Below are 23,778 nucleotides of genomic sequence, written 5' to 3' on the forward strand. Positions count from 1 at the left end.
AAATATGAAATTCTATCACTTTTTTTGCTTCGGAGTTAATCCAATGCGCATCGCTTTAATGATTTTCTTAACTGCGCTTTCCTGCCAAGCTGTAAGTCAAGTGCGAGAATTTGTTTTGGACAATGGCCTTAAGGTCCTCGTCAAGGAAGATCATCGAGCGCCGATTGCCGTATCTATGATGTGGTATAACGTTGGCTCAGCAGATGAACCCGGGGGATTAACTGGTGTGTCCCACGCCTTGGAACATGTCATGTTTAAAGGTACCCCTCTCTATCCTTTAGGGGTTTTTTCAAAAACTATAGCGGCAATTGGTGGGCAAGAAAATGCCTTTACTAATTTCGACTACACAACGTATTTTGAAAAAGTAGCCGCGTCGCAATTACCCAAGGCATTTGAATTAGAAGCTGACCGTATGCAAAATCTTTTGCTAGATAAAGAAGAATTTGCCAAAGAAATTAAGGTCATTCGAGAAGAACGTCGCTTACGCACTGATGATAATCCTCAAGCTCTGGCCTTTGAACGCTATTTAGCTGCAGCACACTTAACCGATCCGTATCATCATCCGGTCATTGGATGGATGAGCGATCTTTATCAAATGAGTATTGATGATCTTAAATACTGGTATCAACGGTTTTACGCCCCTAACAATGCTACGTTGGTGGTGGTAGGTGATGTGGATGCAGAGAAAGTTCATCAATTAGCTAATCAATACTTTGGTAAAATTACTAAACACACTGATTATGTGCGACGTCTTCAAATAGAACCTCCAGCTCTCGGTAAAAAATCTGTAGAAGTCTATGCTCCGGCAAAGCTTCCTTTACTCATGTTTGGTTATACTGTGCCGAGCGTAAAGACTGCCAAAGACAGTTGGGAGCCCTATGCTCTTGAATTAATCACTGGTATTTTAGATGCAGGAGAGAGTGCAAGGTTTTCTAAAAATCTCGTTCGAGGTAGCCATGTCGCAAGTGGTGTAGATACTTATTATAACTTGTATGCTCGCTATCAAACCCAATTTATTCTTTTTGGAACCCCGTCACAAACACATACAGTTGATGAACTTAAGACAGCGATGGTGAAAGAGATTGAGCGTTTAAAAAATGAATTGGTTAGCCCTGAAGAGCTACAACGCATTAAAACTCAGCTTATAGCCCAAAAAACGTTTGAAAAGGATTCAATTTTTGGTCAAGCCATGGAATTAGGTATGGTAGAAACGATTGGTTTAGGTTGGCAGATAGCGGATGCGTATACGGATAAAATTAATCAGATTACCCCTGAACAAATACAAGACGTTGCCCAGCGTTATCTCAAAGAAACGGCTGAAACTGAAGCCTTATTAATTCCTGTGCCACAAGAGGAAAGAGCATGAAACGATTACTTACATTAACAACTGTCTTAATTTTTTGCTTCTCACAATCATTGTTGGCAGGTTCTTTTAAAACACAAAAATGGCAAACAGCCAATGGTGCTCAAGTAGTATTTTACCAGGCCCAGGAAGTGCCGATGTTGGATATTAATATTGCTTTTAGAGCAGGTTCAGCCTATGACGGTAAGCAATACGGTTTAAGTGCTTTAACCACTGACTTACTCAACCAAGGAAATGCTGGTTTAGATGCCACTGCGCTTGCCGAAAAAATAGCGAATGTCGGTGCACAATACAGCAGCGATAGTAGCCGGGATATGGTGATCTTAAGTTTAAAGACCCTAACCACACCTGAAGCGCTTCAACAAGCCGTCGATACGTTTACGTTAATTATCAATAAACCTGATTTCCCTCAGGAATCATTTCAGCGTGAAAAAAGTCAGCAATTACTCGCTATTGCCCAAAATCAGGAATCACCCGATGATGTTGCTAATTTAGTTTTTTTTAACAAATTGTATCGAAATCATCCTTATGCCCATCCTGTCCTTGGTACAGAAGCGAGTGTTAATGCCATTGAACTCCAACATGTGCGTGACTTTTATAAACGATATTTTGTGGGTTCAAATGCTGTAATCGTTATAGTGGGAGCTATTGATGAGCAAAAAGCTCATGAATTAGCTGACAAGATAATTCAGCAACTGCCCAAAGGGCAAGTCGCCCCCATGATTCCCAAAGCGCCTCAGCTTGCAGCGAGTGAGAAGGAAGTTATTGATTTTCCTTCCTCGCAAACAATTATTCGATTGGGGCAAATAGGCATCGATCATCACTCGCCAGACTACTTTCCTCTCACTGTAGGGAATTATATTTTAGGAGGTGGCGCCCTAGTTTCTCGTTTAGCCAATGAAGTTCGAGAGAAGCGTGGTTTAACTTATGGGGTAACCAGTCAATTTATCCCTATGCCAGGAGATGGTCCTTTTCTTATCAGCTTGGCTACACAAAATAAGCAAGCATCTACTGCTTTGAAAGTAACCGAAGATACTGTCGCTAAATTCATTACTGATGGCCCTGATGAGGCTGAACTGGTTGCAGCCAAGCAATATTTGACGGGAAGTTTTCCCTTATCACTCGCTAGCAATAGCAGCATCGCCGGTATGCTTCTTCGCATTGCTTTTTTCCATTTACCCGATGATTATCTTGATACCTATGTTGCAAAAATTAATGCAGTAAGTACTGCGCAAATTAAGCAAGCATTTCAAAAGCAAGTTGATGTTAGCAGAATGCTTCTTATATCTGTGGGGAAAGCGTGAAACAAACTGTACGTATTATTGGTGGGCGCTACCGTGGCAAAAAACTCTCTTTTCCCAACGTAGAGGGTCTGCGTCCAACACCTGATCGCGTAAAAGAAACTCTCTTTAACTGGTTAATGCATGATATCCATGGCGCGCGCTGTCTTGATGCTTTTGCTGGGAGCGGTGCTCTTGGGTTTGAAGCCTATTCGCGCGGGGCAAGCCGAGTAGTGCTTGTGGAGTCATCGCCAAAAGTTTATGCGAACCTTCAACAAGTAGCCTCCGCCTTCGATTCCAATGCACTCTCTGTTGTGCAAGCTAATGCGGAAGACTACTTTATAAACAGTACAGAACGTTTTGATATCATTTTTTTAGATCCACCGTTTGCCAAAAACTATCTCCCAAACTGCCTGAAAATCTTATCGCAATCCGATTTACTTATTCCCGGCGGCTTGGTTTATCTTGAATCACCTGATAAAATTTCGCTTGACCCAGTTCATTGGGCGGAAAAAAAATCCAAACAAGCGGGACAAGTAATCTATGGCCTCTATGAAAAAAATTAACATCCTAACCAAGGCCTTCTTTTCCTTGACAAGCCGTCATGCTCCTGTTTCAATCATTGCAGTGCATATCGTTTATAAAGTCAAAAAGATGATTAACAAACCCCTTGTGTTTATTATTGCTTCCATCCTATTGGCAGGATGTCGCGGTGGCGTCATTTATATGAAACCACCTCTTAATGCACCAAGCGATGATGCTACTATTAAACTTGCACAAGCGGCCTCATCAGTCAGTGATTCCATGTTAGAAATGCAACGTGTAGAAAAGGTTATTCTTCCTAAGAATAAAGATAATACGTTAACCATTCCTAATGCTTATAACTTGCAAACACGTGCCTCAGTGGATTGGTCAGGTCCAATAGAGGAAGTGACCTTACGTATTGCTAGAGCTGCGCATTTTCGTTTACGTGTGCTAGGGAAGGAACCCGCTGTTCCTGTTTTAATTAGTCTTAATGCCAAAGATATGAGCTTGGCTGAAATTCTGCGTGATATTGATTATCAAGCGGGCAAGAAAGCTTTTATCTATGTTTACCCTAACAGTCAGGTTGTTGAATTGCGCTATGCGAAACTTTATTCTTAGTCTTTGTGTTTTATTTTCTATTTTTTTAACGGCTTGCCATCGTACCGTCATCCTAGCTGATACGGGTTCTCTTGCAGGCCTGAAAGCATTGGCCAATACCAAAAGTGCCAAAACTCGTAGTAAGGCATCGATCGGAAAAATTCGAGAAATGGCCCTGAAAGAAACAGCTTTAAGTCTGGGAGCCCAGGGCGGTTTAGCTTGGCGCGCCAAGTTAATAGACGAGCAGTTAACAAAACAAGCTCGTAATCTAGACGCTATTTTTGATTTTAATGCATTGGTACTTGAGCATAACATATTGCCCCCAGTGTTGCTTGAAGGTCGCAACACCTTAAATTTGGCAGATACACAAACCATTCGTATTTCTGATAGGACCTATAAACTCGCCAAACAAGCTCGCTTTATTACAACACCTCCTAACTGGCGACAATATTTGTGGATGGACTATAAGAAACCTGATTGTCCCAATTCGACATTATTACCCAAGACCAAGCAAGAAAGAATGCTTTGGTGCCGATACGTGGAACAAGGTTGGCAAAATGGTATTGAGCAAGCAGGAATTATTCTCGAAGAAAGTTTAGCTAGAATTAAAGAAGACTATGCTGGAATGATTCTCTACCGTAAGTTATTGGCCATGAATATGGTATCACCGCCCTTTGTTTCGCATACTGATTTAGGGATTACTGGTGATGGATCAGAAATGCATATTGACGACAGAGTCCTACGTATTACTGCATTACCTGCCTTGAATGTTGATAGCAAGGAGTGGATAGCAGCGGTTTCCAAAGATGAAGGTGCATTAGAACAATTTAGAACTATGGAAAAATTGGCACAAAACACTAAAATTACTATTACTAGTAAAGCGTGGCAACCTGTCATCGCTCCCATTAATGATAAGAAACCTTGATTATAAACTATGAGTAGTAGTATTAATATTCACCTAATGCCTGATGAACCAACGCGCTTTACGCCGGTGTTTATGGATAAAATGTTAGAGCATGCAGAAAGTCTCTCTGCCTCTGACATTACGATTCAAACCGGTGAACCTATTTTTGCGGAAGTTTATGGGCGCTTGTACAAAATTACCAATCGCCGTTTGTCGAACACTGAGTTAGGCGATTTAATCAATTCGATCTATGGTCCAAACGCTACAACCCAGCTATTGTCTGGGAAAGATATCGACACTCACTATGAGTTCCGTCCCAACCGTGGTGTTCGCTACCGTTATCGTGTGAATGCGACTTCCTGTCTTGTTGAGGGACATGATGCCATCCAGATTACTTTAAGAACCATTCCCACAACACCACCCAAGTTAGAAACCATGGGTTTGCCTGAGAATATTCTGGAAGCGATAGCGCCACAAGAAGGCATTGTATTTATTACAGGAGCCACAGGTTCAGGTAAATCTACACTGCTTGCATCAATTATTCGTGAACTCATTGAAAAGGAAGAATCACACCGTAAAGTGCTGACCTACGAATCACCGATCGAATTCGTTTATGATGAGATTGAAACAGTTTCAGCGGTGGTGAGTCAATCGGAAATTCCACGTCATTTACCCGATTTTGCTGATGGAGTGCGAAATGCCTTGCGTCGAAAACCTCGTTTAATCATGGTTGGAGAGTGTCGGGATGCTGAAACTATCAGTGCAGCTCTTGAGGCAGCGTTAACAGGACATCCGGTTTATACTACGCTGCATACTTCGGGTGTTGCAGAAACCATGCGACGTTTAGTGACATCGTTTGCTGGGGAAGAGCGCTTAGGTCGCACTATCGATATCCTTGAAACCATTCGGCTTTGTATTTGGCAAAAACTTGTACCCACAGTTGATGGTAAGCGCGTTGCATTACGAGAATATCTGGTTTTTGATGAAGAAGTTCGTGATACTCTACTCGAGGGCGATCCTAATGAAGTGACGTCCATGACTCGTAAGCTGGTCCGCCAACGAGGTCAACTAATGACAGTTGATGCGCGCTCAAAATTCGAGGAAGGCTTGATCAGTGAGCGCACCTATAAATTAATTATCGCCGGCACTAAAGAATATCAACGATAGTTTATTGATTTTTTAAAATTTTAACTGCGATAGAATCAAGAGGGTACCCTGTTTCTTGAAACATCGTAGGTAATGATTTAAATAAATTAAAAGTCCATTTATTGTCCTGATACCTTGCTGTTCCTGAGGTCTTCCCAGCATCTCGTTCTAAAAAGAATTTAACGGGTTGACCATCGTCAGACATACCTTGAGCAATGTTTGCCATAGCATGAATTGGATTAGATGCATCAGGCTTCAGTAAACATATTCCTTGATATAAACCCACGTCTTCAAATTTACAATTTTCGATTTGAAATTGTGGATGAGCTTGTAAATTACGAATAACTTGCTGAATATCAGCTAATTGCGTTCCCAACTCCACAACATATAATTTCCTGGTTTGATCATAGGTCACTACAACATCCTCTGCAGTCAAAATATCATCATCCAGACAAATGACTGCAATGAGTGTTGCTTTTTCAATATCGGTTGGTTGAATATTTGAATTTGAACGTATCAGTAATTGATACTTAACTTCTTTTTTACTTTCAGGAAGTGACTCCAGTTGAAAATCTTCAACTTGATCTTGCATGCAAACTACATGCTCCGTAGAAGCAATACAAGAAACAGGAAGTTTAGGAGCATTTTCCTGCAACCTAGAAAGAATGAACGTCGTATCTGTTGATTTTTGAACATCAATCATAGAAGAGTTTGTCACTAAATCCACACCGGTGAATACATAGCTGGAATACCCCATTTCGCGTGCAGTTCCAGTTGGAGGCAAATTATCATGATTTTGTATATACTCATCAATCATCTGCTGTTCTTTTTTTTTATGTACTTCGAACAACTTTAATCTTTTCTCGCGATAATATTTTTTTTGATAGACATTTTCTTTGTCGTAAGGTGAATTTTTATTATGAGCTTTTGGCCTCAAATTTCTTGGCATAACAATAAACTAACAGATTAAATTCTTGGCACTATAAAGGATAATACTTAAGAAAAGATTAACTTGTCGTTTGTGCACGAAGTAATAGCAAGTTTTAAGCATTATTTACTCTTAAAACCACCCACTGTTAGCACATTGATCAACCAGACTTAATTGTGCAATATATGATGATGAAATTGCTTACCAGGAGAGCAAAGTGGTTTATATTTATTTTCGTTCAGATAGCCGACCGCCAGAAGAAATATTTAAAACTGGATTTACTCCTCGAGTAGATTATGATGATTCGTGGTGGCTTGAAGCGATTAAATATCGAGGTTACAAAAATAACTGTGGTATTAATAACCAGGCTATTGATGCTAACGCGGAAGCTTGCATCTGCCTGACCACAAAATTAGAAAGTGCTCCGATTTTTCCATTAAACGATGAAGACACTTATCTATATGCGGTTATTCTTCCAGATCCTACCCCTATCGACTATCCCTCTACGATCGATAGCCAGATGCCTATTTTAGTTAAAACCGCCGAAACACCTACTGATACAAAAAATCTAGTTATTGATCTCCATAGTTTTCAAGCAAAACAGGCAAAAAATATTTATCATTTCTTTGCCAAGCATGATGTAGAGCATGAAAAATTAACCACATATGCAGGATGGCCTTTATATGCCTATGAGGCCATTGCTTATCAAGTTCCCTCTTCTGCAATAGTAGGTGCTGTGAAATGCTTTCGTTCTGCTCTCAACAATACGATAGAGGTTACTTGCGACTATATTGATGAAAGTCCTAAAAAGTCCTTGGATAGAAAATTTAGTTTAGATAAAAACATTATCCTTAATCCGCATTTTTCTTCAGCCTATAATATATGGGTCGGCTCACATCCTGCGAATATCATGAGTTTAGATTTATGTGCTGTGAAAAAAAAGGCTGTGCAGCTGTTTGAGGAGGCGGCGAATAAAACATTAGAAACGCCGAATCTTTATTATGGTCTTGGAGGTAAGACATTATAACGAATTAGGAAAAAGAAGTGGGGCAAATGCCCCAAATTTAATTGTATCAGCTATCCCCTTTACTTGCCTTGGAGTCACCACCATCACTGAGGTTTTTACCCCCACCTGACAAGCCAACTTGAGGACCGCCACCTTTGGCCATATCTCGCATTTTGTTGAAGCCTTTTTGACCGTAGCCGGACAATTGCGAATCAATCTGTTGAGCAGCCTTGGTTGTACCACTTTCTGCTTTACCTACTTGCCCCTTAGCTTCTTCACCCCATTGGGCAGTTTCTTGGCCGACACTTTCGGGTTGCCCACCAATCCATCGCAATACTTTATCAGGCAAAACTACGATAAGCGTAAAGGCTTTTTGTACGACAATTAGATACATCGTGGTGTAAATCAGAATCGAGAAAAAGAAGCCATAAATACCCGCCCAACCCGAATAACCCTGGGTGGTGTCGATATTACCGGCTTGCTGGACCAGATCTTGAGCAGAACCACTAAATTGCCATGTAGAACCACTGGAGTTACCCTGAATAAAGGACATTGCGTTTGCAAATCCGGCATTGATTATCCAAACTGACACATAAGTTAAGGCTATTGCAGCGATATAACCAATAATCATCATTGCTGGACGCAAGAACACATTGAGCAGAATCATAATTGCTTGCTCTCCCTTACCAAAGGCATCATGTCCCTCTGGATGAGTAACTCCAAGCGCTACGATAGGTGCCGCAACCATTGCCTCAATAACCACCATCAACCAGGCAATCGAGCCAAAGGTAAAGATCATATACGGCAAGAATGGAATATAGTAAGCCGTGACGAAGCCAATGCTCAACATGACTGCCATCCAGGCAAACAACAATGGAAAGACCATGGAGATAAGCGCAAAGATGAATATACCGAACAAGGGAATTAATGACGTTGTAATTGCTGTGGTCAATAATATAATCCATAGTTCATTGGCAAAGTTAATATAATTCACCCCCATATTCGCGAGCGCTATCACCGGGTTAACCGACGGTTGTTGAATAATAGCCACTCCTGACTAGAATATAGCTCCCATACCCATTAAAGGTACTGAAAGGAAAGCCATGACAACCATATTGATAATCTGACCTACGATGTTCAAGAAGAAATTAAACATCGTCTTTATGATCAGATTATAAAAAATGTTACCCATTAATCTACCAATACATAAGCCCAAAATACTTCCACAAGGGAAATCTTGATGTGGCAAACTAAATTTTGAAAGGTCAAAATTCATATTGAACTTCATGGTAAATTTAGGCGGAGTCTGACCTGGTTGTTGGGACAAATTCACCATTAATGAGTTTGTAATAAATCCATAAACCGTAGACGAGACTGCCCCGGTTTGAGCTCCAGTTGAACCAGACCCCCCGGTGACAGTAGAGATACTGCTGCCAGCAGGGAGACTAAGTTTATTAGAAGTAACATTAGACCCATCAAGTAAACCAATGACTTGATTTACGGAAGTATTATCTCCATTCATCCATTCACATAAAACCCCATAGTTAGCACCACATTGACCGGATGATGCAAACGCATTTTGCATACAGGACGTACTAAAGTAAGTTCCAGAAGGAGTTGGAGTACAAACAGATTGGTCACTGGGAGGCGTACCTAAACCAGTACCACTATCTGTCTGCGAATTCGCAGATTCCATAGCGGACGCGGAGTTCAATTTTGCCAGGTCGAAAAAGTAACTGCCCGCTAAAATCCAACCATAGTTGTTAGCATCTTGAATAAAGGCCCTTTCTGATGCAGCATCAGAACCTTTTTTACCTTCAGTTTGTAGACTTAATGCAGGCTGCATAATGCCATTATAGTCAGAAACTGCTCCCTGAAACTCCGTACCATTGAAAAGAGGAGACGAGGTATTTGTACTCGTGGGATCAGAACCCCAGTTTTTACAGTTTTGATTTTGTACATCTTGGGTCGTACATACCGTCTGATTATTCGCGGCCAAAGGCACACCAAATTGTTGCACGGCATTTGTTGAGAAATTAGAAGACTGGTTATCAGTATTATTATTTTGAGGATTTAATACAGGATCATTGTTAACCATCACTTGGGCAACCATTGAAAGGTCAGTATACATTTGCTGGATAGCAATTGCCCGTGAAAATTGTGTGGTCTGTAACTCGCTCTGACTAATTGAGAAACCGCTTGTATTACTTGATGAACCGGTAACAAGATTATCAGCCCCTGTAAACTTATTCCAAGTAATGGAACCACATATTCCATTAAGTGCTGAATAAGGAGCATCAGTAAAATTAGGCATTGGTACTGTATATTGGGTTTGAGTAGAGGCTGCGCTATTTTGCTTGGCAACGACATTCACACTACTTAGAAAATCTGGAACTGCTGTATCACAAAAGTGCTGCATGTTAGTAGAAGGAGTGCCGGAACAAGCGCCAGAATTATTTTGCTTACTGTTGAGGTAATTTTGGCGTTGATTTTCCAAAGCAGTTTGTAGTCCTAACATACAAACTTGACCCGATAAAATAATGCCTGCACCAGTCGCAATTTCATTGTTGCTACCTGCGCTTATAGATTGTTGGGGATTCATTTGGGTATTAATAATGAGACCACCGCGATTCAAATAACTTAATGCGGCTTGCCAAACCTTATCCGCAGCTCCTACCCCTTGTATGACAATCCACATAACAAATATCTGCATTAAGCAGTAGCCAGAACCTTTAGGAATTAATAATGCGAGGCCCAGCGTAGAACGCATGGGCACCCAAATGGAGGACCATTTCTGCCCCAACATTTGCCCTTCGTGTGCTGTATTCATTGTAGACACCAACAAGGTGTACATAATGATAACACCACCTAAAGCAAGGACAGCGGAGTTAAATACACCAAACATCGTACCCATAATCTGACTGCCGGTACCATGTAAAACACCATCAACAACACCAAAGATATTGCCTAAAAAAATTACAGAATAATCTTGCGGCGGTGGGGCAAAATTAAAATAAGAATTCGTTATAGTGCCGTCAGATGCAAGAGCCAAAGCTGGAACTAACAAACCCAGCAATATCAAAACTATTTTATTCATCGCTTATCACCTTTAAGGCCTTCTCTGTACCACTCACTAATTGAGCACCCAAGTTTTCGCTCTTTAATTTGAAAATACCAAAAGTGGTAACGAAACGCTAAGACCAAAGCAACCAACACCAAGACCAAACTGACAATTAGTGCACGATAAGTACCATAAAATAAATGGTAAACAGCATAGCCAAAAATACACACAGCAGCCGCACTCATTAGCAAACTTAAACGATATAAGGCAGATTGTTTAGCTTGCAAGTCCTGTTCACTTAGATTCATTCTGGCAATTGCCGCTTCGAAAGACTCACCCTGTCCTGTTTGCTGTTGAGGAATAAACATTTTTTGAAAACCAGCCACAAGATATGCTGTAAATGCTCTTACTCGATCGAAATCAATCCATGCTCGAACATTAAAAATTCGCTTTAAAATGCTAGCAAGTCGAGTGCTTTTTTTGATTTTCATAAAATTTACTTTTTGATAATGGACTTTTACTCTTCATACTATACTATAGTAGTTAGATTAATCGCAGTCCATCAACGAAGTTATACCGTAAAAAAAGAGTAAAAAATGCCCGATCTTAGTCATGAAGAATCCTCTAGATACTGGTTTGAATACGTTGACCCGATGATTTATCGGGTTATTACATTTATGGAAAGTGTAGAGGACTGGACTCTTGATGGAAATCCAGAGTTGGAAGAAACAATAAACCGTCTTGGTAGAGAATTAGATGACATAGAAAAAATCGATATGAGCACCCTCGCTCAGGAAGATATTTTCATTCGTATAGTAGGTAATATTAAATCAGGGAGAGGCCTGCGTCTTTTGCAAGCAATTGACACTGTTCATCCGGGTAGTGCATCTCGAATTTTAATTCACGCAGAAGAAACCAGCACAGGCAGCCATGATCCCGCTGGCTTTTTTCTGAAACGAAATATTGTTTTTGAGCGGCTGCGCTTGCTCGCTCGCGTTTTTTCTGAGTATCGTTTAAAACTTGTGGCTCGTGCTCTTGAAGGGGAAGAATAAATGAAAGTACTTAGTCGTCGCGTTGCCTTATCCAGTGTTTTGTTTTTGGCTACATCAGCGTCACCCGGTTTCGCATCCGTAGGTAGTGTCAACCCCTTGGATCCGATAACTGACACCATGAATGAAATCTCCGAATATTTACTTAATTTAGGAAAATACCTCGGTTATAACTTAAAAGATGCCCCCTCATCCCAAGTCAATGAGGTCTTGCTTCAAGTCACCACTAATGCTCTCCAGAACGTATTGCTGCCTACAGTGAAATCCTTGTACGGAGCACTTCCTGTAAACATGGCAGGTCTTACACAAAACACTGGACAAGAAAACTCCTTACCTTTCTTCGTTCCTACTAACAACACTATGGCTGTACTTAATAATTCCGGGAATAGCACCTTTGTATCTTCCAGCTTCGACAATCCTTCCAATAATGTATCTGTTTCAGCCTTAATTGATCAACCAGGTACAACAAGTACCAGCAATACGGATTCATTAACGTTCCAGAAAGATCCTGTAAGTCAATCCATTGCTAACATGCTGATGACACCTGATTATTCCTATTGTCTGGACAATGCTTCTAAAAATTGGGTTGGATGTACTTATCCTGCTGGTGTAAAAAATGAAAACCAGGTTATGCTAAATGTTCTTGGTGGCATATTACCTGGCACCAATGATTTTTTTAAAGGGGCCTTTAATCTACCTGCCATCACACAGCTAAACAGCAATAGTCTGATTGCTCCTCTTATGTATTCATTAGAGAATACTATCCAACAAGCCACACCACTTACTGCAGCAATTTCTCCACCACAAGACTTTCAGCTCACAGGCCCATTGACAGCTCAAACCTCAGCCCAGCAAGCCAACAATTTCATTCGCTACGCAAGTGCTATGGTGGCGCCCATTCCTTTAGCAACACGTAGTTTTTATGACAAATTATATCAACAGTATACGAATTCGAGCGGCACTCTTATATCAAGATTCCAGGCAGGTTCTGCTTTGGCAAGCTATCTCATAAATCTAAGAGTTTATGCGGCGCAAACCTCTGTAGGTATTAGCAATCTCTACTATATTTTATCAAAAAGAATGCAACAACCTATTGTCATTCCTGGTAAAGAAAATGTTCCTCCAACTAGCCAAGCTTTAAGTGAATACACCATGGCAACCTGGAGACTGTTTGATCCCAATCAAAACACCACTCAGCAAGGAAATACTCAGTGGCTATCTGGTCTTGACAATGCTTCAGCAGCAACAGTACAAAAAGAAATTGCCGTTCTACTTGCCGAGATCAACTATCAATTGTACCTTAACCGACAACAAGAAGAGCGAATTTTGTTAACGAATAGTATTTTATTACTACAAAATTCACGCACTATGCAGCTGAATGGTTTCCTACGCGCTTCAAGTGACTCTTCATCAGGCGGTAGTAATAGTGACAGTAGTGGCAATTAATGCCCTGAGCCGTTTTGCCCATAGAACAGTAGATGCCCATCTACTGTTCTTCTATCTCCCGTCTTTGCGAAAGTGGTAAAGCAATACATAGAGTTTAATCAGGCTCCGATTTATTGGTTATTCCAAGCCCCTTATTTCCTCTCAACGAAGTATTATTAAATAGATTGTTTTCAATTTTTTCCAGAGCAGTAGTAGATGGATATTGACTGCTTCCAGCTATTCAGGCGGAAATAAAAATTTCTATGAAGGTATCACCGCATTTATTCGCATTGATACATTTAATAATGGCTTTATATTCGTCTGTAGGCATTTTTTGCCAACTGATAGAAATATCTGATTCATTTAATCCCTTTTTGACTGCAGCCTTATAAATCGCTCCTTCAACTTTCAAAATCCCTGGGAAATTTGATTTATTAAATTCATCAGCCCATGAATCCAAATTAATGCAGCTGATTAACAGGAAGAAAGCGATTATTGTAGATCTTGGCATAAAAAACTGAATCCCTTTTAAATTGTCGCAAAACTATTTTCAAAGTGTGTATAATTATTTTTTCAGTGCATTCGCCACAAGGAAAAGCCATGCTCAAACGTGATATTTCTCGAACAAATGTATTAATTGCAGCTGCAGGTGGCATGATTGGCTCAGGTTGGCTATTTAGTCCCTTTATCAGCGCACAAATGGCCGGCAGCAATGCACTCATTAGTTGGATTATTGCTGCTTTATTCATGCTCTTTATCGCTTTACCTTTATGCGAGCTTGGAGCAATGTTTCCTATTTCTGGAGGCATGACCAATTATCCTAGCTTTACGCATGGGAATGATGTTGGCTTTCTGTTTGCCTGGACATCCTGGCTATCTTATGTGGTCATGACACCCATTGAAATTCAAGCCATTTTGCAATATTCCAGTCATTTTTTTCCAACATTAATTGTTAAAGATGCCTCCGCATTTACCTTATCCGGAATTGGCTATGTTGTGGCCATGGGAATTATGCTGTTTGTGGTATTACTGAACTCTTACGGCATCAAATTGCTGGCAGAGTGTAATAAATTTGCAAGTATTATTAAATTCTTAGTGCCCAGCATTGCTATTGTTGCACTGCTTTCCAGCACCTCCTCAATGAGCAATATTAGTTTAAACTTGACCACTAAAGAGGCTTGGGTGCAGATTTTTACAGCACTTTCGGCAGGTGGCGTGGCTTTTGCGTTCACAGGTTTTCAAAATGGTTTGATGTTAGCAGGTGAAGTACAAAATCCACAACGCAATATCCCAATCGCTATCCTTGGCGCTGTCCTGGTAGGGTTTGTACTTTATTTTATGCTGCAGCTCAGTTTTTTAGCTGCCATTCCCCAATCCTATCTGACGCATGGTTGGCAACAATTAAGCTTTCCTGGTGATAGTGGTCCTTTGGTGGGATTAACCTTGCTGGTAGGATTAGGCTTTGTTGCCATGCTATTGATGTTTGATGCAGCCTTCTCCCCTTTTGGCACCACCCTGGTTTATACCGCTGCAACTTCACGTATTCTTTATGGCATGGCGTTAAATAAACATTTGCCTAAATTCTTTTTAAAATTAAACAGGCATAAAATTCCTTACATTACTCTGTATGCTAATCTTTTGGTGGGGATTCTTTCTTTCCTTCCTTTCCCAGGTTGGCAAAAAATGGTGGCCTTCCTTTCATCTTGCAGCATCTTATCCTATGGAATTGGTCCGATTTGTTTATTAGCTATGCGTCAACTGCAGCCTAATCGAGAGCGTCCCTTTAAACTTTGGGCAGGCATGTTCTTTTGCCATATCGCGTTTTATGTTTGTAATTTAATGTTGTATTGGTGTGGTTTTGATATTTTATGGAAATTAAATTTAGCGCTTTTCCTGGGTTTTATTATTAATCTTATTTATCAAAAGCGACGTTTAACAGACTGTAGTCCAAGCCTTTATTGGTTTGCTTTCTATATGATCTCCATGCTCGGTGTCTCCTATGTAGGCTCTTTTGGAGGAATAGGAGGTTTGCAATTCCCCTTAGACATCATTCTAATTTTGCCTCTTAGCATCATTCTTTTGCAGCTTTCACAACGTGTTCTCATAGACAGTAAAGCTCATGAGCAATTGACAGCAAATATGGACTTGGTGGAAAACTAACTAAAAGCGCAAGTCCCGATACAATCGGGACTTTATTCTGCAAATAAATTAAGCCAATAATTAGCAATATCAATACGGCGCGTTATCCACACATCAGGAAATTGCTTTAGATAAGTAATAAATTGTTTAACAGCCATGCAGCGGCCAGGATGACCACTCATTCGAGCATGTAAAGCAACCGTCATCATTGCCGTGCGTTGTTCTGCATAAAGATAATCGAAGGTATTTTTTAGATGCATAAAAAAGGCCTCACCATGACTAAAGCCAGGGGAAGTACCGAAACGAAAATCATTACAATCCAAGGTGTAGGGAATAATCAAGTGATTACCTTCAAAATAAGGTAAATCGTCTGCATAACTGTCTGAGTCATACATAAAGCCACCGATTTCAAGCAATAGGTCTCTTGTATTCTCACTGCGTCGTCCCGTATACCAGCCCGAAACAGCGTTTCCTGTTAAGTGCTCTATTGTATTGCGACATTGCAAAATATGATTTTTCTCTTCCTCTTTTGGAATGAGTGCATAATCTATCCATCGCCATCCATGTCCAGCAAGCTCATGAGGTGACGACTTAAGATAGAGAGCTAACTCAGAATTTAACGTTAATGCAAAACCTGTAATAAAAAAGGTTAAAGGAATATTCTCTGCGTCAAATAAACGGATTAAACGCCATAAACCCGTGCGACTACCGTACTCAAACAAAGACTCCATACTTAGATTACGCATACCCTCTTGCTTTTTAGCGAAAGGAAATTCGCCCCCATACTCTTCAGAAACTTTATCGCCATTGAGTGGAGTCAGCTCAGCGCCTTCTTCGTAATTTAAGACAAAATTCACTGCTATTTTGGCATGATTAGGCCAAAATATTTGCAGAGAATGGGGTCCATAACCAACAAGTTGCCGCTGCATAATTTATCCTAATTCAAAGGTAGTGATGCCATAAATTTGTTCAATAGGTAAATGAGGTTCACCTTTTAAGTACATGCGTGCCGTTTCAAATACTTTTCGAAGTTGATGGCGTTCGACCAGAGCTTTGGCGTGAGGGTTATTTTCAGGAATATCCAAATAAAATTCTTTACCCTTCGCATATTGAAGCAAATTTAAAAATAATTCTTCAGCAATGGCTGGGGAGTCAGCAAATAAAGGACCTATTTTAAATCCACTGCGACAAGCTCTCATGACACCATAACCTACAAGTCTGCCAGAGCTAACATATCCAAGACTGGCTCCTTCGGATTGATTAATCCAGCATTTTAAAAATGCTTCACGTAAGGCAGGAAAGTGTAGCCTGTCATATTCAAGTAGTTGGGTAAAATCAAATGTTGTCAAAGGAACAATAGCAGGATTATTTTGTTTACCGTGCAAAGGGGCAAGACCTACATAACGTCCATTATTATGTGCAATTCGATAACCAAGTCGCGCATACTTATCCACCATATTCACGACACCGTCTATTCCTGCATTGCGAGCACCAACATACTCTAGACGAACTTTGGTTAATGCTAATCCATAACCCTTTCCGCGGAACTCCTTGTCAACAATATAAAAACCACAAAAAGCAAAATGTTCATCATAGACAACGGCTGAACCCATAGCGATGATTTTTCCGTCTAATTTCCCCACAAAAAATCCATGTGGATCCGTCTGGTAAAAACACGCTGCATCCTGCAATCCTGGGTTCCATCCTTCTTTGGCTGCCCATTCTATGGCATAATCGACATCAGCCTCATTCATGCGTTCCACCGTATAGTTGTCCATGCTAACTCCCGAGCTTAAATGTCCATTTACTATAATTTAAGTATAAAGCCTTTCGATAGAACTGACAGAGAAATGGCAAATAATAGAAAAATGACTACTAGTCTAGGTGAAAAGGAGAGGTGCCATGACCAATTTACCTAATCAAACGATAAGCGCTATTGTCAGCAGTGAAAGCGTGCTGGAAGAGATAATTACTAAATTGACTGAGAAAACTGTTGCTCGTCACGATATCAACGTTCAAGGTTCACCAACAAAAATCGCTGAAAAATACGGTAAATCTTATGTTGATCCAGATATTATTAAAGAAAGTAGAAATCCACCGAAGAAAGAACATTTCCTGGAAGATGACTTTGGATGGGTTGTAGGCTTTGTGCTTTGGATTACAGTAACCTCTAAAAAGCAAGCTGACGAAGCACTGTCTATTTTAAAGGGATATCATGCTCATGAAATTACAGTTAGCTAAACAGGAATTTATCAAACCGAATTAATGTTAAAATGGCTATTAATAGAAATAAGCTTGCGGCGCTAATGCGAATAATAGTCATGGGCAGTTTTTCTGCCAGCTTGTCTCCAAGAAAAACTGCAGGCACGTCGGCAATTAGCATTCCTAACGTTGTTCCAATGATAACCATAAAGGGGGCCTGGTAATGGGCAGTCAATGCAATCGTTGCTAATTGGGTTTTATCACCCATTTCTGCTAAAAAAAAGCTAATCCATGTGGCTGCAAACACACCTAAATTCGGGACTATCCTTGTAGTATCATTTTCAAGCTTATCTGGAATAACTATCCAGATAGCCATAGCAAGAAATGACAATCCTAACAACCAGCGCTGATATTCTGGGCCCAAAACAGAAGTTATCCATACTCCTAATGCACCCGCGAGAGAATGATTTACTAATGTCGCAGCTAAAATTGCCAAGATAATTGGAATTGGGCGTTTAAATCGAGTGGCCAAGATAAAAGCGAGCAATTGAGTTTTATCACCAAACTCAGCTAGAGCAACTATACCTGCAGAAAAAAAAAGTGGTTCCAAAAAAATCCCTTATTAATGGGTTAACCTTGCAATTTTAAACATTTCGTACTGTCTTCCATCGTTAACATGGATTCGAATTCAAAAACACTTTCCGGTATTGCCCAAAAATGAAGAACATGGCGTTTCCTCTGGCAAATATTTCGAACTTCATTAATATAATACGCTTGTATCTCAGAATCCCAGTCACTAGTGGCTTCAAGTTCCACTTTAAGTTCTTTAAGTGCAGTTACCTTTGTAGAGGATGGCGCAGACGTCCAACGTGTACCTTGTCCTTCACTGATATTTTGAATTAATTGTTCGACCATCTTTGTCAAATTTTCCTTTTTTAAATCTGCAATTTTTTCCTTAAGAACCGCAGGGACAGATTTTTCTGTCGGAGTCGCTATTTTTGCCTTCAGGTCATTCATATTGGTAAATAAGGTGCCTAAATTCAAAATATCCTGAATACCTGATATCTTGCCCAGATCAGCATAAGTTATCAGATGTTCATCTTCAAAAATAACTTCATTGTACAAATGCTTAATGTGTTTGAATTTTAACCGATCACCATTTGGGAGACTCATTGTATCCTGTGAATTATTTAAGATTTTGAACTGAACGCGAGCCAAAATTTCTTCAGCATGGCCATATTCTTTTCTTAAATCTGTGTAATAAATTTCCCCGCCATCCGTACCTAAAACGACTTTAACCCCAAGAAGTAGCATGACAGCAAGGGGATAATCATGTCTTTTTTCAATGACACCAGTCTCTTTATTACTTGATAAACAACATTCAATGAAGTATCCCTTTTGCGCGCATTTTATCATGCTCTCAATGCTCATATGCGTGCCATGGCCAATTCGAATTGTCTTATCCTCTAGACCTGATTTTGCTCCTAAATGAGTCAATAGCTTTTTAACATTTCTTTTACCTTGTTCAGGTATAATTGTTTCACCCATATGAAAGCGAATAACGCGAGCATTCTTAGCCAAGCTAAGGTAGCTATCAATATCTTTACTATCAAAACCCTGTTCTATGCCACAATAATCCACGGAAGTCGAAGTAGCTTGAATTGCTCTGTGGTGTCCTCCACGAACATAACCTGCAGTTCGAAAAAATTTTTGAGTTTTATTCTTATCTTTTACTGCACGAGGAGGATTAGCAAGGTGTTGGACATCTTTAATTTCATCTTCATGAATCGCTGCGTTTTCTATCTCAAAGGGCTTATCTTTACTTCTCAATGCAACATATATCTTGCCAAAATCAGGTAATAAATAGCGCAGTGTGGGATGCTGCTGAACATAGATAGAGTTGAAATGATGATGAGGGTCAAACAACTGTTCAGGTGAGTGATTTCGCGGCGGAGGAATAATTAACCCAAGCTTTCTTTTAAGAAAATGTCGCGTTAACGCATGTGCCTTTTGGGTGACAATATCACATTGTATGCCAGCAATCTCTAATAATTGAGATTGAAATGTCTCAAATAATTCCTGGTAATACGGAGAACTTTTAAGTTTTTCGTCTCTTTCTGCTTGTTTATCTTTTTTAGACGCAAAACAATCGATAAAAAAAGCCGTTTCAGACTGAGAAAGCGGTTTACTACGGCAATCAATAATTTGTTGAGCAGTAAGAGACATTGAAATCACCACAAATAAAAAGTGACTCTTATTATGACCGAAGAACATTAACCAAATATTAACAAATTGGACAAAAAACATTACTTCCTTATGCCATGTTAATTCTAGTGAACCATGAAACTTTCAGTCTTAAGTTCATTCCATTGTATATTATCCAAAGCCGTTGATTTTTTTTTCACACTAAAGAATCCTTTGTTTATAACGACAGAGGATTGATGAATAGTTTTATTGGCTAACGTTTCTTTTGTATCAATTTCAATGGTGTTGATAATTGCTTTAGCATTTTTTGTGAAGCATGCTTGCAATTGGGGGTGAAGTGTACCTTGCTCTTTAATGTACTCTTCGTATACTCTTTCGAAAACATCATGATGTTTTTTTTCTAAACTCCGTAATTCATTTTGAATTTCTCTTGCTTTATCGACTAACTGAGCCGCTTCAGTCTTGAAAAAAGCGCAGAATCTTGCAAAAAAATTAGAAATTTTTACCCAAAAGCCATCATAGAGGTATAAAAATTCGCTGACTTTATTATCCAGTGATTTAATTTCTTTTAATTTTTCTTGCGTATCAAAAACAAATGTCAGTAAATTTTTATACCTCTGAATACTCTGCAAGAGTGCGTTACTAGAAACGCTGACTGTCTCGATAACCTCAGCAGAAATTTCCTTAACAAATTGCTCATATGACGTTTTATCCACAGCGAACTTATCATTAAATGATGTAACCTCTTTTTCCACCTCTGTTAAATCCTGCTTTAAATCTTTTGACACACCGACAATTATCCCTTTCAATTGATCTTTGCATTGACTATCCCAGGTTGCTGGAACAACACTACTGACAGTATCTTGCCAATTTTGTGGAAGTGCGAGACGTAATGCTGAAGTAGGTAGGGCAGTAGCCCAGCTTGCTCCATATTGAACTGACGAAATAATTTTTTGAGATCCATTAGGATTTTTTAATTGCTCAATCCTCTCTAAGAACATCTCTCTGACCTCACTATCAAGATGCTCCATTAACTCATTAAAATGTTTGTCATGCTTTTCAATAAATTCAAGAAAATACTTTCTGCCTAGAGCACGATGCGCATTGTTCTCCAAAGCAATTAATAATGATTGGGCATTTTGCAATCTTGATTTTATTTCCATTCTTTTCTTAAGCACTGCACCTAATCTATTAGTATGCGACACCATATTTTCTAATGAGAATACTTTTCCTAACAGTGCATCAGGAGTATTTACCGGGTTAGTTTCAAGCAACTGTAGATAAGATTTATCAAATAATTCTGCCAGGTTTTTTGGAACTGGTGATAAATTCTTCGCGGAATTTAGTAATTTTATTTGATTAAATTTTACTTCTGTCTTTATCAGCAAACATCCTATTTCCTTAATTAATGCATCTATATCAACAAATGACCCTGCTAATTTCTTACTCCAGGAGCTAAGGCTTTGTAAAAAAATTTCTAATATTTTCAGAAGCAAATAGAGGGAGCTACATAAGGCTTTTATTTGAGCGGGATCTTCTTTGTCTTTTGTATAATTATCCAGCCAAATATTGCAATTCTGAGTCAGGGAATTTAATTTTTTTTGAGTGTCAGTACGATTTTGTAAATAAAGACCTTCAATATTTTTTATGATGGACTCAAGGAGTTCTTTTTCTTCCTGGTCTACCGATTGTAAATAATCTTGTGCAACAAATTTGCAGTATACTAGAGCACCCAATTCTCGCTTCTTAAAACAATCTAATTCTTTGTATCTGGATGAGGTCGTATCGCAAAAATCTTTTTTAATTTGCTCTATTTCAATTCCAGTCTCAAAATAACTGCTAATTTCAAGTACCGTGAGCAAAACGGCTTCTTCCTTCTTCGCTTCACCCAAACGCCAACGATTAAACTGTTCACTAAAATACTCTTTCTTCCCTGTCACGCTATCTCTCCATCCATAAGGAGTCATTGAATAGAAACTAATTTGTGGTCCGTCAAATTTTAAAACGATTATTAGTTGTAACATAAGAATGGCAGAAAACTCTGCCACTCCCAATCTATTTAGTTACAAGAATTTTTATAGGTTGCAACCAGGCTCTTACTGTTAGAAACGGGGAGATCTGTATCAGCACTCCACATAATTGCCCCTTTTAATTGTTTTTCCTTAATAAACTCACAGACCTCCTTAACAACCTCTGGAGACTCATAGCCGATAAATTGTTGGGTTCCAGCATGATAAAGATACGAACCCGTAATAAATGGCTGATTCTCGTCATTAGTGGCTTGAATATGATAAATTGTATAGTTTAATTCATTAACCAGTTTATCCACAGAACTATAAGGTAACATACCGTCTTGTTTGCTGTAGATCGCGGGAAAATGACTGGCCCCTGTCCACGGTTGCTCAAACCCCGGGTAATTACTGTCCTCTCCTGGTTGAACACCGGAAAAACCTCGTCCATAGGCAGCAATACCTATCTGCAGTTTTTCTTTAGGCATACCATAACCCAAAACTTGTGCAGTAATGAGATCAGTAGCGTAGCCTATCCCAAACTCATCCTTCCGACTGGTTTGAGGCTGTACTAAATAGGTATGGACTGCGGTATAGGGATCGCTGCTTTGACTCCAAGGGCCATGCAAATCATAGGTCATTAAATTAACACTATCCGCATAATTGGCGATTTGCTTAAACCAGCCCCCTTCCACGGATTGATTTATTTTTTCAAGATATTCTTTATTTACAGTAATAGTCACTGAGATATACGCGTCTTTCCCTAATTTATTGCGGCTTGCTTTGACGAGATCGAAAAGATGTTTATAGTCACTTATGGTCTTTTCATCAGCCGGTAACTGTCCCCCGGTTTGTAAATCAATGGGAGGCTCAAAATCATAATCAATACCTTTTAAATTCTTAAAATGATCCATCCATGTTTTAAATTGATTTAGAAATTTCTCTTGATTGGCAAAAATTGCTGCAAAGGTTGCTGTACTGACCCCTTTATTCTCTGGGGTATTTGCCCCACCCACAGCAATGATGCGTTTCGCTTTATATTTATTTGAATTGATAAAAGCACCAAAACTATTAAGCTGCCCTACCCCTTTTTGATCGGTGTAAACAAACAATTCTTTTTGCCCGGTATTTCCATTGGTTTGCACTGCAGCACAGGCGCCAGGACTTATTTGACAAAACGTTAAAAAATCTTTGGTTTCTGGTGGTAACGACGCAATCCAAGAACCCTCCAAAGGAAGCTCTCCCCATAAATCATCAAAATGCATCAAACCATTCCAGGCAGCAGGAATTTGGTATTGGGCCTGACTTGGATCATGATTATTCCATACTTGTAAAAACGACCAAGCCACTACATCTGCTTTATTAAATTGAGCAACCATGTCTGGATTGGAAACATAGGCTAACTGACCATAAGGTCGCCCATTTTTGTAGGCCCCGTCATATTCATAGGCATTTTCGCCATACATAGACCAACTGGTTGTATAGAGTGTTAATGCGGCCTGACTCGCCAAAGGGGATAACAATGTAATGAAACCCAGCAGAAGATTTTTAAACGTGTTCATAATGATCTCTCACAGAATAAAGTGCTTAAATTTTATTTTTTAAGAATCATATTTAACCACTGTCATTTTTGACAGGGGGCGAGCAAGCAACGATTGTGGCCACAGAATCATGGCACTAGAAGCGAGGGTTGGATCCCACGGACAAGCCGCGGGACGTTGGGCATGATACTACTCTCTTACAAGAGTTCTTCATGTAAAAGTTATATCTTTCAGATGTTTTTTTATAACCCTACGCCCCACGGCTTGTCCGCTGGACGTTGGGCATGAATACTACTCTTTTACAAGAGTTCTTGTAAGAGTTATATCCTTCAGATGATTTTTTTATAACCTACGCCCCACGGCTTGTCCGCGGGGTCCATGCTCAATGAGGGTCAGCT

At 39.7% G+C, this 23,778-nt stretch carries 22 protein-coding genes; 11 read left to right on the forward strand and 11 right to left on the reverse strand.

Annotated features, from left to right (window positions below; translation table 11 throughout):
• The first annotated feature begins 43 nt into the window (after window positions 1-43).
• From LHA_RS12530 to dotB, 6 genes are read left to right on the forward strand one after another with little or no spacing between them, the layout of a single operon-like run.
• The gene (locus tag LHA_RS12530; RefSeq protein ID WP_045107582.1) at window positions 44-1,366 is read left to right on the forward strand and encodes a M16 family metallopeptidase; all 1,323 of its coding nucleotides are present in this window, start codon (window positions 44-46) and stop codon (window positions 1,364-1,366) included.
• A complete protein-coding gene (locus LHA_RS12535; protein WP_045106840.1) occupies window positions 1,363-2,667 on the forward strand; it encodes a M16 family metallopeptidase in 1,305 nt (434 codons plus the stop codon). Before LHA_RS12530 ends, LHA_RS12535 begins: the two co-directional genes overlap by 4 nt.
• The gene (rsmD, locus tag LHA_RS12540; RefSeq protein WP_045106841.1) at window positions 2,664-3,209 is read left to right on the forward strand and encodes a 16S rRNA (guanine(966)-N(2))-methyltransferase RsmD; all 546 of its coding nucleotides are present in this window, start codon (window positions 2,664-2,666) and stop codon (window positions 3,207-3,209) included. Before LHA_RS12535 ends, rsmD begins: the two co-directional genes overlap by 4 nt.
• Window positions 3,196-3,786, forward strand: a complete 591-nt coding sequence (gene dotD, locus LHA_RS12545; RefSeq protein ID WP_231861923.1) for a type IVB secretion system lipoprotein DotD — start codon at window positions 3,196-3,198, stop codon at window positions 3,784-3,786. The genes rsmD and dotD overlap by 14 nt, the downstream gene beginning before the upstream one ends.
• On the forward strand, window positions 3,767-4,690 hold the full coding sequence (locus LHA_RS12550) for a type IV secretion system DotC family protein (protein ID WP_045106842.1): 924 nt from the start codon (window positions 3,767-3,769) through the stop codon (window positions 4,688-4,690). Before dotD ends, LHA_RS12550 begins: the two co-directional genes overlap by 20 nt.
• 36 nt (window positions 4,691-4,726) lie before the next feature.
• Entirely contained in the window at window positions 4,727-5,836 is a 1,110-nt protein-coding gene (dotB, locus tag LHA_RS12555; RefSeq protein WP_045106843.1) for a Dot/Icm type IV secretion system ATPase DotB, read from the forward strand.
• Between the two features lies 1 nt (window position 5,837).
• Here dotB and LHA_RS12560 read toward each other — a convergent pair whose 3' ends face one another.
• Window positions 5,838-6,764 carry a hypothetical protein gene (locus LHA_RS12560; RefSeq protein ID WP_045106844.1) on the reverse strand — a complete coding sequence of 309 codons (927 nt, stop codon included), beginning with the start codon at window positions 6,762-6,764 and terminating at the stop codon, window positions 5,838-5,840.
• 196 nt (window positions 6,765-6,960) lie between these two features.
• Between LHA_RS12560 and LHA_RS12565 the strand changes: the two genes are divergently transcribed.
• Window positions 6,961-7,770 carry a hypothetical protein gene (locus LHA_RS12565; RefSeq protein WP_052673719.1) on the forward strand — a complete coding sequence of 270 codons (810 nt, stop codon included), beginning with the start codon at window positions 6,961-6,963 and terminating at the stop codon, window positions 7,768-7,770.
• A gap of 46 nt (window positions 7,771-7,816) precedes the next feature.
• Here LHA_RS12565 and LHA_RS17410 read toward each other — a convergent pair whose 3' ends face one another.
• Genes LHA_RS17410 through icmV form a run of 3 tightly spaced genes read right to left on the reverse strand, consistent with a single transcriptional unit; the run spans window position 7,817 to window position 11,301 of the window.
• The gene (locus tag LHA_RS17410; protein ID WP_331709211.1) at window positions 7,817-8,800 is read right to left on the reverse strand and encodes a DotA/TraY family protein; all 984 of its coding nucleotides are present in this window, start codon (window positions 8,798-8,800) and stop codon (window positions 7,817-7,819) included.
• Between the two features lie 6 nt (window positions 8,801-8,806).
• A complete protein-coding gene (dotA, locus tag LHA_RS12570; RefSeq protein ID WP_052673721.1) occupies window positions 8,807-10,846 on the reverse strand; it encodes a type IVB secretion system protein DotA in 2,040 nt (679 codons plus the stop codon).
• The gene (icmV, locus tag LHA_RS12575; protein WP_045106846.1) at window positions 10,843-11,301 is read right to left on the reverse strand and encodes a type IVB secretion system protein IcmV; all 459 of its coding nucleotides are present in this window, start codon (window positions 11,299-11,301) and stop codon (window positions 10,843-10,845) included. The genes dotA and icmV overlap by 4 nt, the downstream gene beginning before the upstream one ends.
• Before the next feature lie 105 nt (window positions 11,302-11,406).
• On the opposite strand from icmV, the gene icmW reads away from it, so the two are divergent.
• The gene (gene icmW / locus LHA_RS12580) at window positions 11,407-11,862 is read left to right on the forward strand and encodes a type IVB secretion system protein IcmW (RefSeq protein WP_045106847.1); all 456 of its coding nucleotides are present in this window, start codon (window positions 11,407-11,409) and stop codon (window positions 11,860-11,862) included.
• Window positions 11,863-13,305, forward strand: coding sequence for a type IVB secretion system protein IcmX (icmX, locus tag LHA_RS12585; protein ID WP_045106848.1), 1,443 nt, complete (start codon window positions 11,863-11,865; stop codon window positions 13,303-13,305).
• A 220-nt stretch (window positions 13,306-13,525) separates the two neighbouring features.
• Here the strand turns inward: icmX and LHA_RS12590 are convergent, their stop codons facing one another.
• Window positions 13,526-13,795 carry a hypothetical protein gene (locus LHA_RS12590; protein WP_045106849.1) on the reverse strand — a complete coding sequence of 90 codons (270 nt, stop codon included), beginning with the start codon at window positions 13,793-13,795 and terminating at the stop codon, window positions 13,526-13,528.
• Window positions 13,796-13,884: 89 nt separating this feature from the next.
• On the opposite strand from LHA_RS12590, the gene LHA_RS12595 reads away from it, so the two are divergent.
• Window positions 13,885-15,444, forward strand: coding sequence for an APC family permease (locus LHA_RS12595; protein ID WP_045106850.1), 1,560 nt, complete (start codon window positions 13,885-13,887; stop codon window positions 15,442-15,444).
• A 32-nt stretch (window positions 15,445-15,476) separates the two neighbouring features.
• Here the strand turns inward: LHA_RS12595 and LHA_RS12600 are convergent, their stop codons facing one another.
• Both LHA_RS12600 and LHA_RS12605 read right to left on the reverse strand, forming a co-directional pair.
• Window positions 15,477-16,352 carry a polysaccharide deacetylase family protein gene (locus LHA_RS12600; RefSeq protein ID WP_045106851.1) on the reverse strand — a complete coding sequence of 292 codons (876 nt, stop codon included), beginning with the start codon at window positions 16,350-16,352 and terminating at the stop codon, window positions 15,477-15,479.
• Window positions 16,353-16,355: 3 nt separating this feature from the next.
• Entirely contained in the window at window positions 16,356-17,201 is an 846-nt protein-coding gene (locus LHA_RS12605) for a GNAT family N-acetyltransferase (RefSeq protein WP_045106852.1), read from the reverse strand.
• Between the two features lie 124 nt (window positions 17,202-17,325).
• On the opposite strand from LHA_RS12605, the gene LHA_RS12610 reads away from it, so the two are divergent.
• The gene (locus LHA_RS12610) at window positions 17,326-17,664 is read left to right on the forward strand and encodes a hypothetical protein (protein WP_045106853.1); all 339 of its coding nucleotides are present in this window, start codon (window positions 17,326-17,328) and stop codon (window positions 17,662-17,664) included.
• On the opposite strand, the gene LHA_RS12615 is transcribed toward LHA_RS12610, so the two are convergent.
• The 4 genes from LHA_RS12615 to LHA_RS12630 form a co-directional block, all read right to left on the reverse strand.
• Window positions 17,657-18,235: a TMEM165/GDT1 family protein gene (locus tag LHA_RS12615; protein WP_045106854.1), complete on the reverse strand. Its 579-nt coding sequence runs from the start codon at window positions 18,233-18,235 to the stop codon at window positions 17,657-17,659. The genes LHA_RS12610 and LHA_RS12615 overlap by 8 nt on opposite strands.
• A gap of 20 nt (window positions 18,236-18,255) precedes the next feature.
• Entirely contained in the window at window positions 18,256-19,851 is a 1,596-nt protein-coding gene (locus LHA_RS12620; protein WP_158644249.1) for an amidohydrolase family protein, read from the reverse strand.
• A 104-nt stretch (window positions 19,852-19,955) separates the two neighbouring features.
• Window positions 19,956-21,854: a hypothetical protein gene (locus tag LHA_RS12625; protein ID WP_231861924.1), complete on the reverse strand. Its 1,899-nt coding sequence runs from the start codon at window positions 21,852-21,854 to the stop codon at window positions 19,956-19,958.
• 35 nt (window positions 21,855-21,889) lie between these two features.
• On the reverse strand, window positions 21,890-23,401 hold the full coding sequence (locus LHA_RS12630; protein WP_045106857.1) for a glycosyl hydrolase family 18 protein: 1,512 nt from the start codon (window positions 23,399-23,401) through the stop codon (window positions 21,890-21,892).
• Between the last annotated feature and the right edge of the window lie 377 nt (window positions 23,402-23,778).

The sequence above is a fragment of the Legionella hackeliae genome, assembly GCF_000953655.1.
GTDB classification, from domain to species: domain Bacteria; phylum Pseudomonadota; class Gammaproteobacteria; order Legionellales; family Legionellaceae; genus Tatlockia; species Tatlockia hackeliae.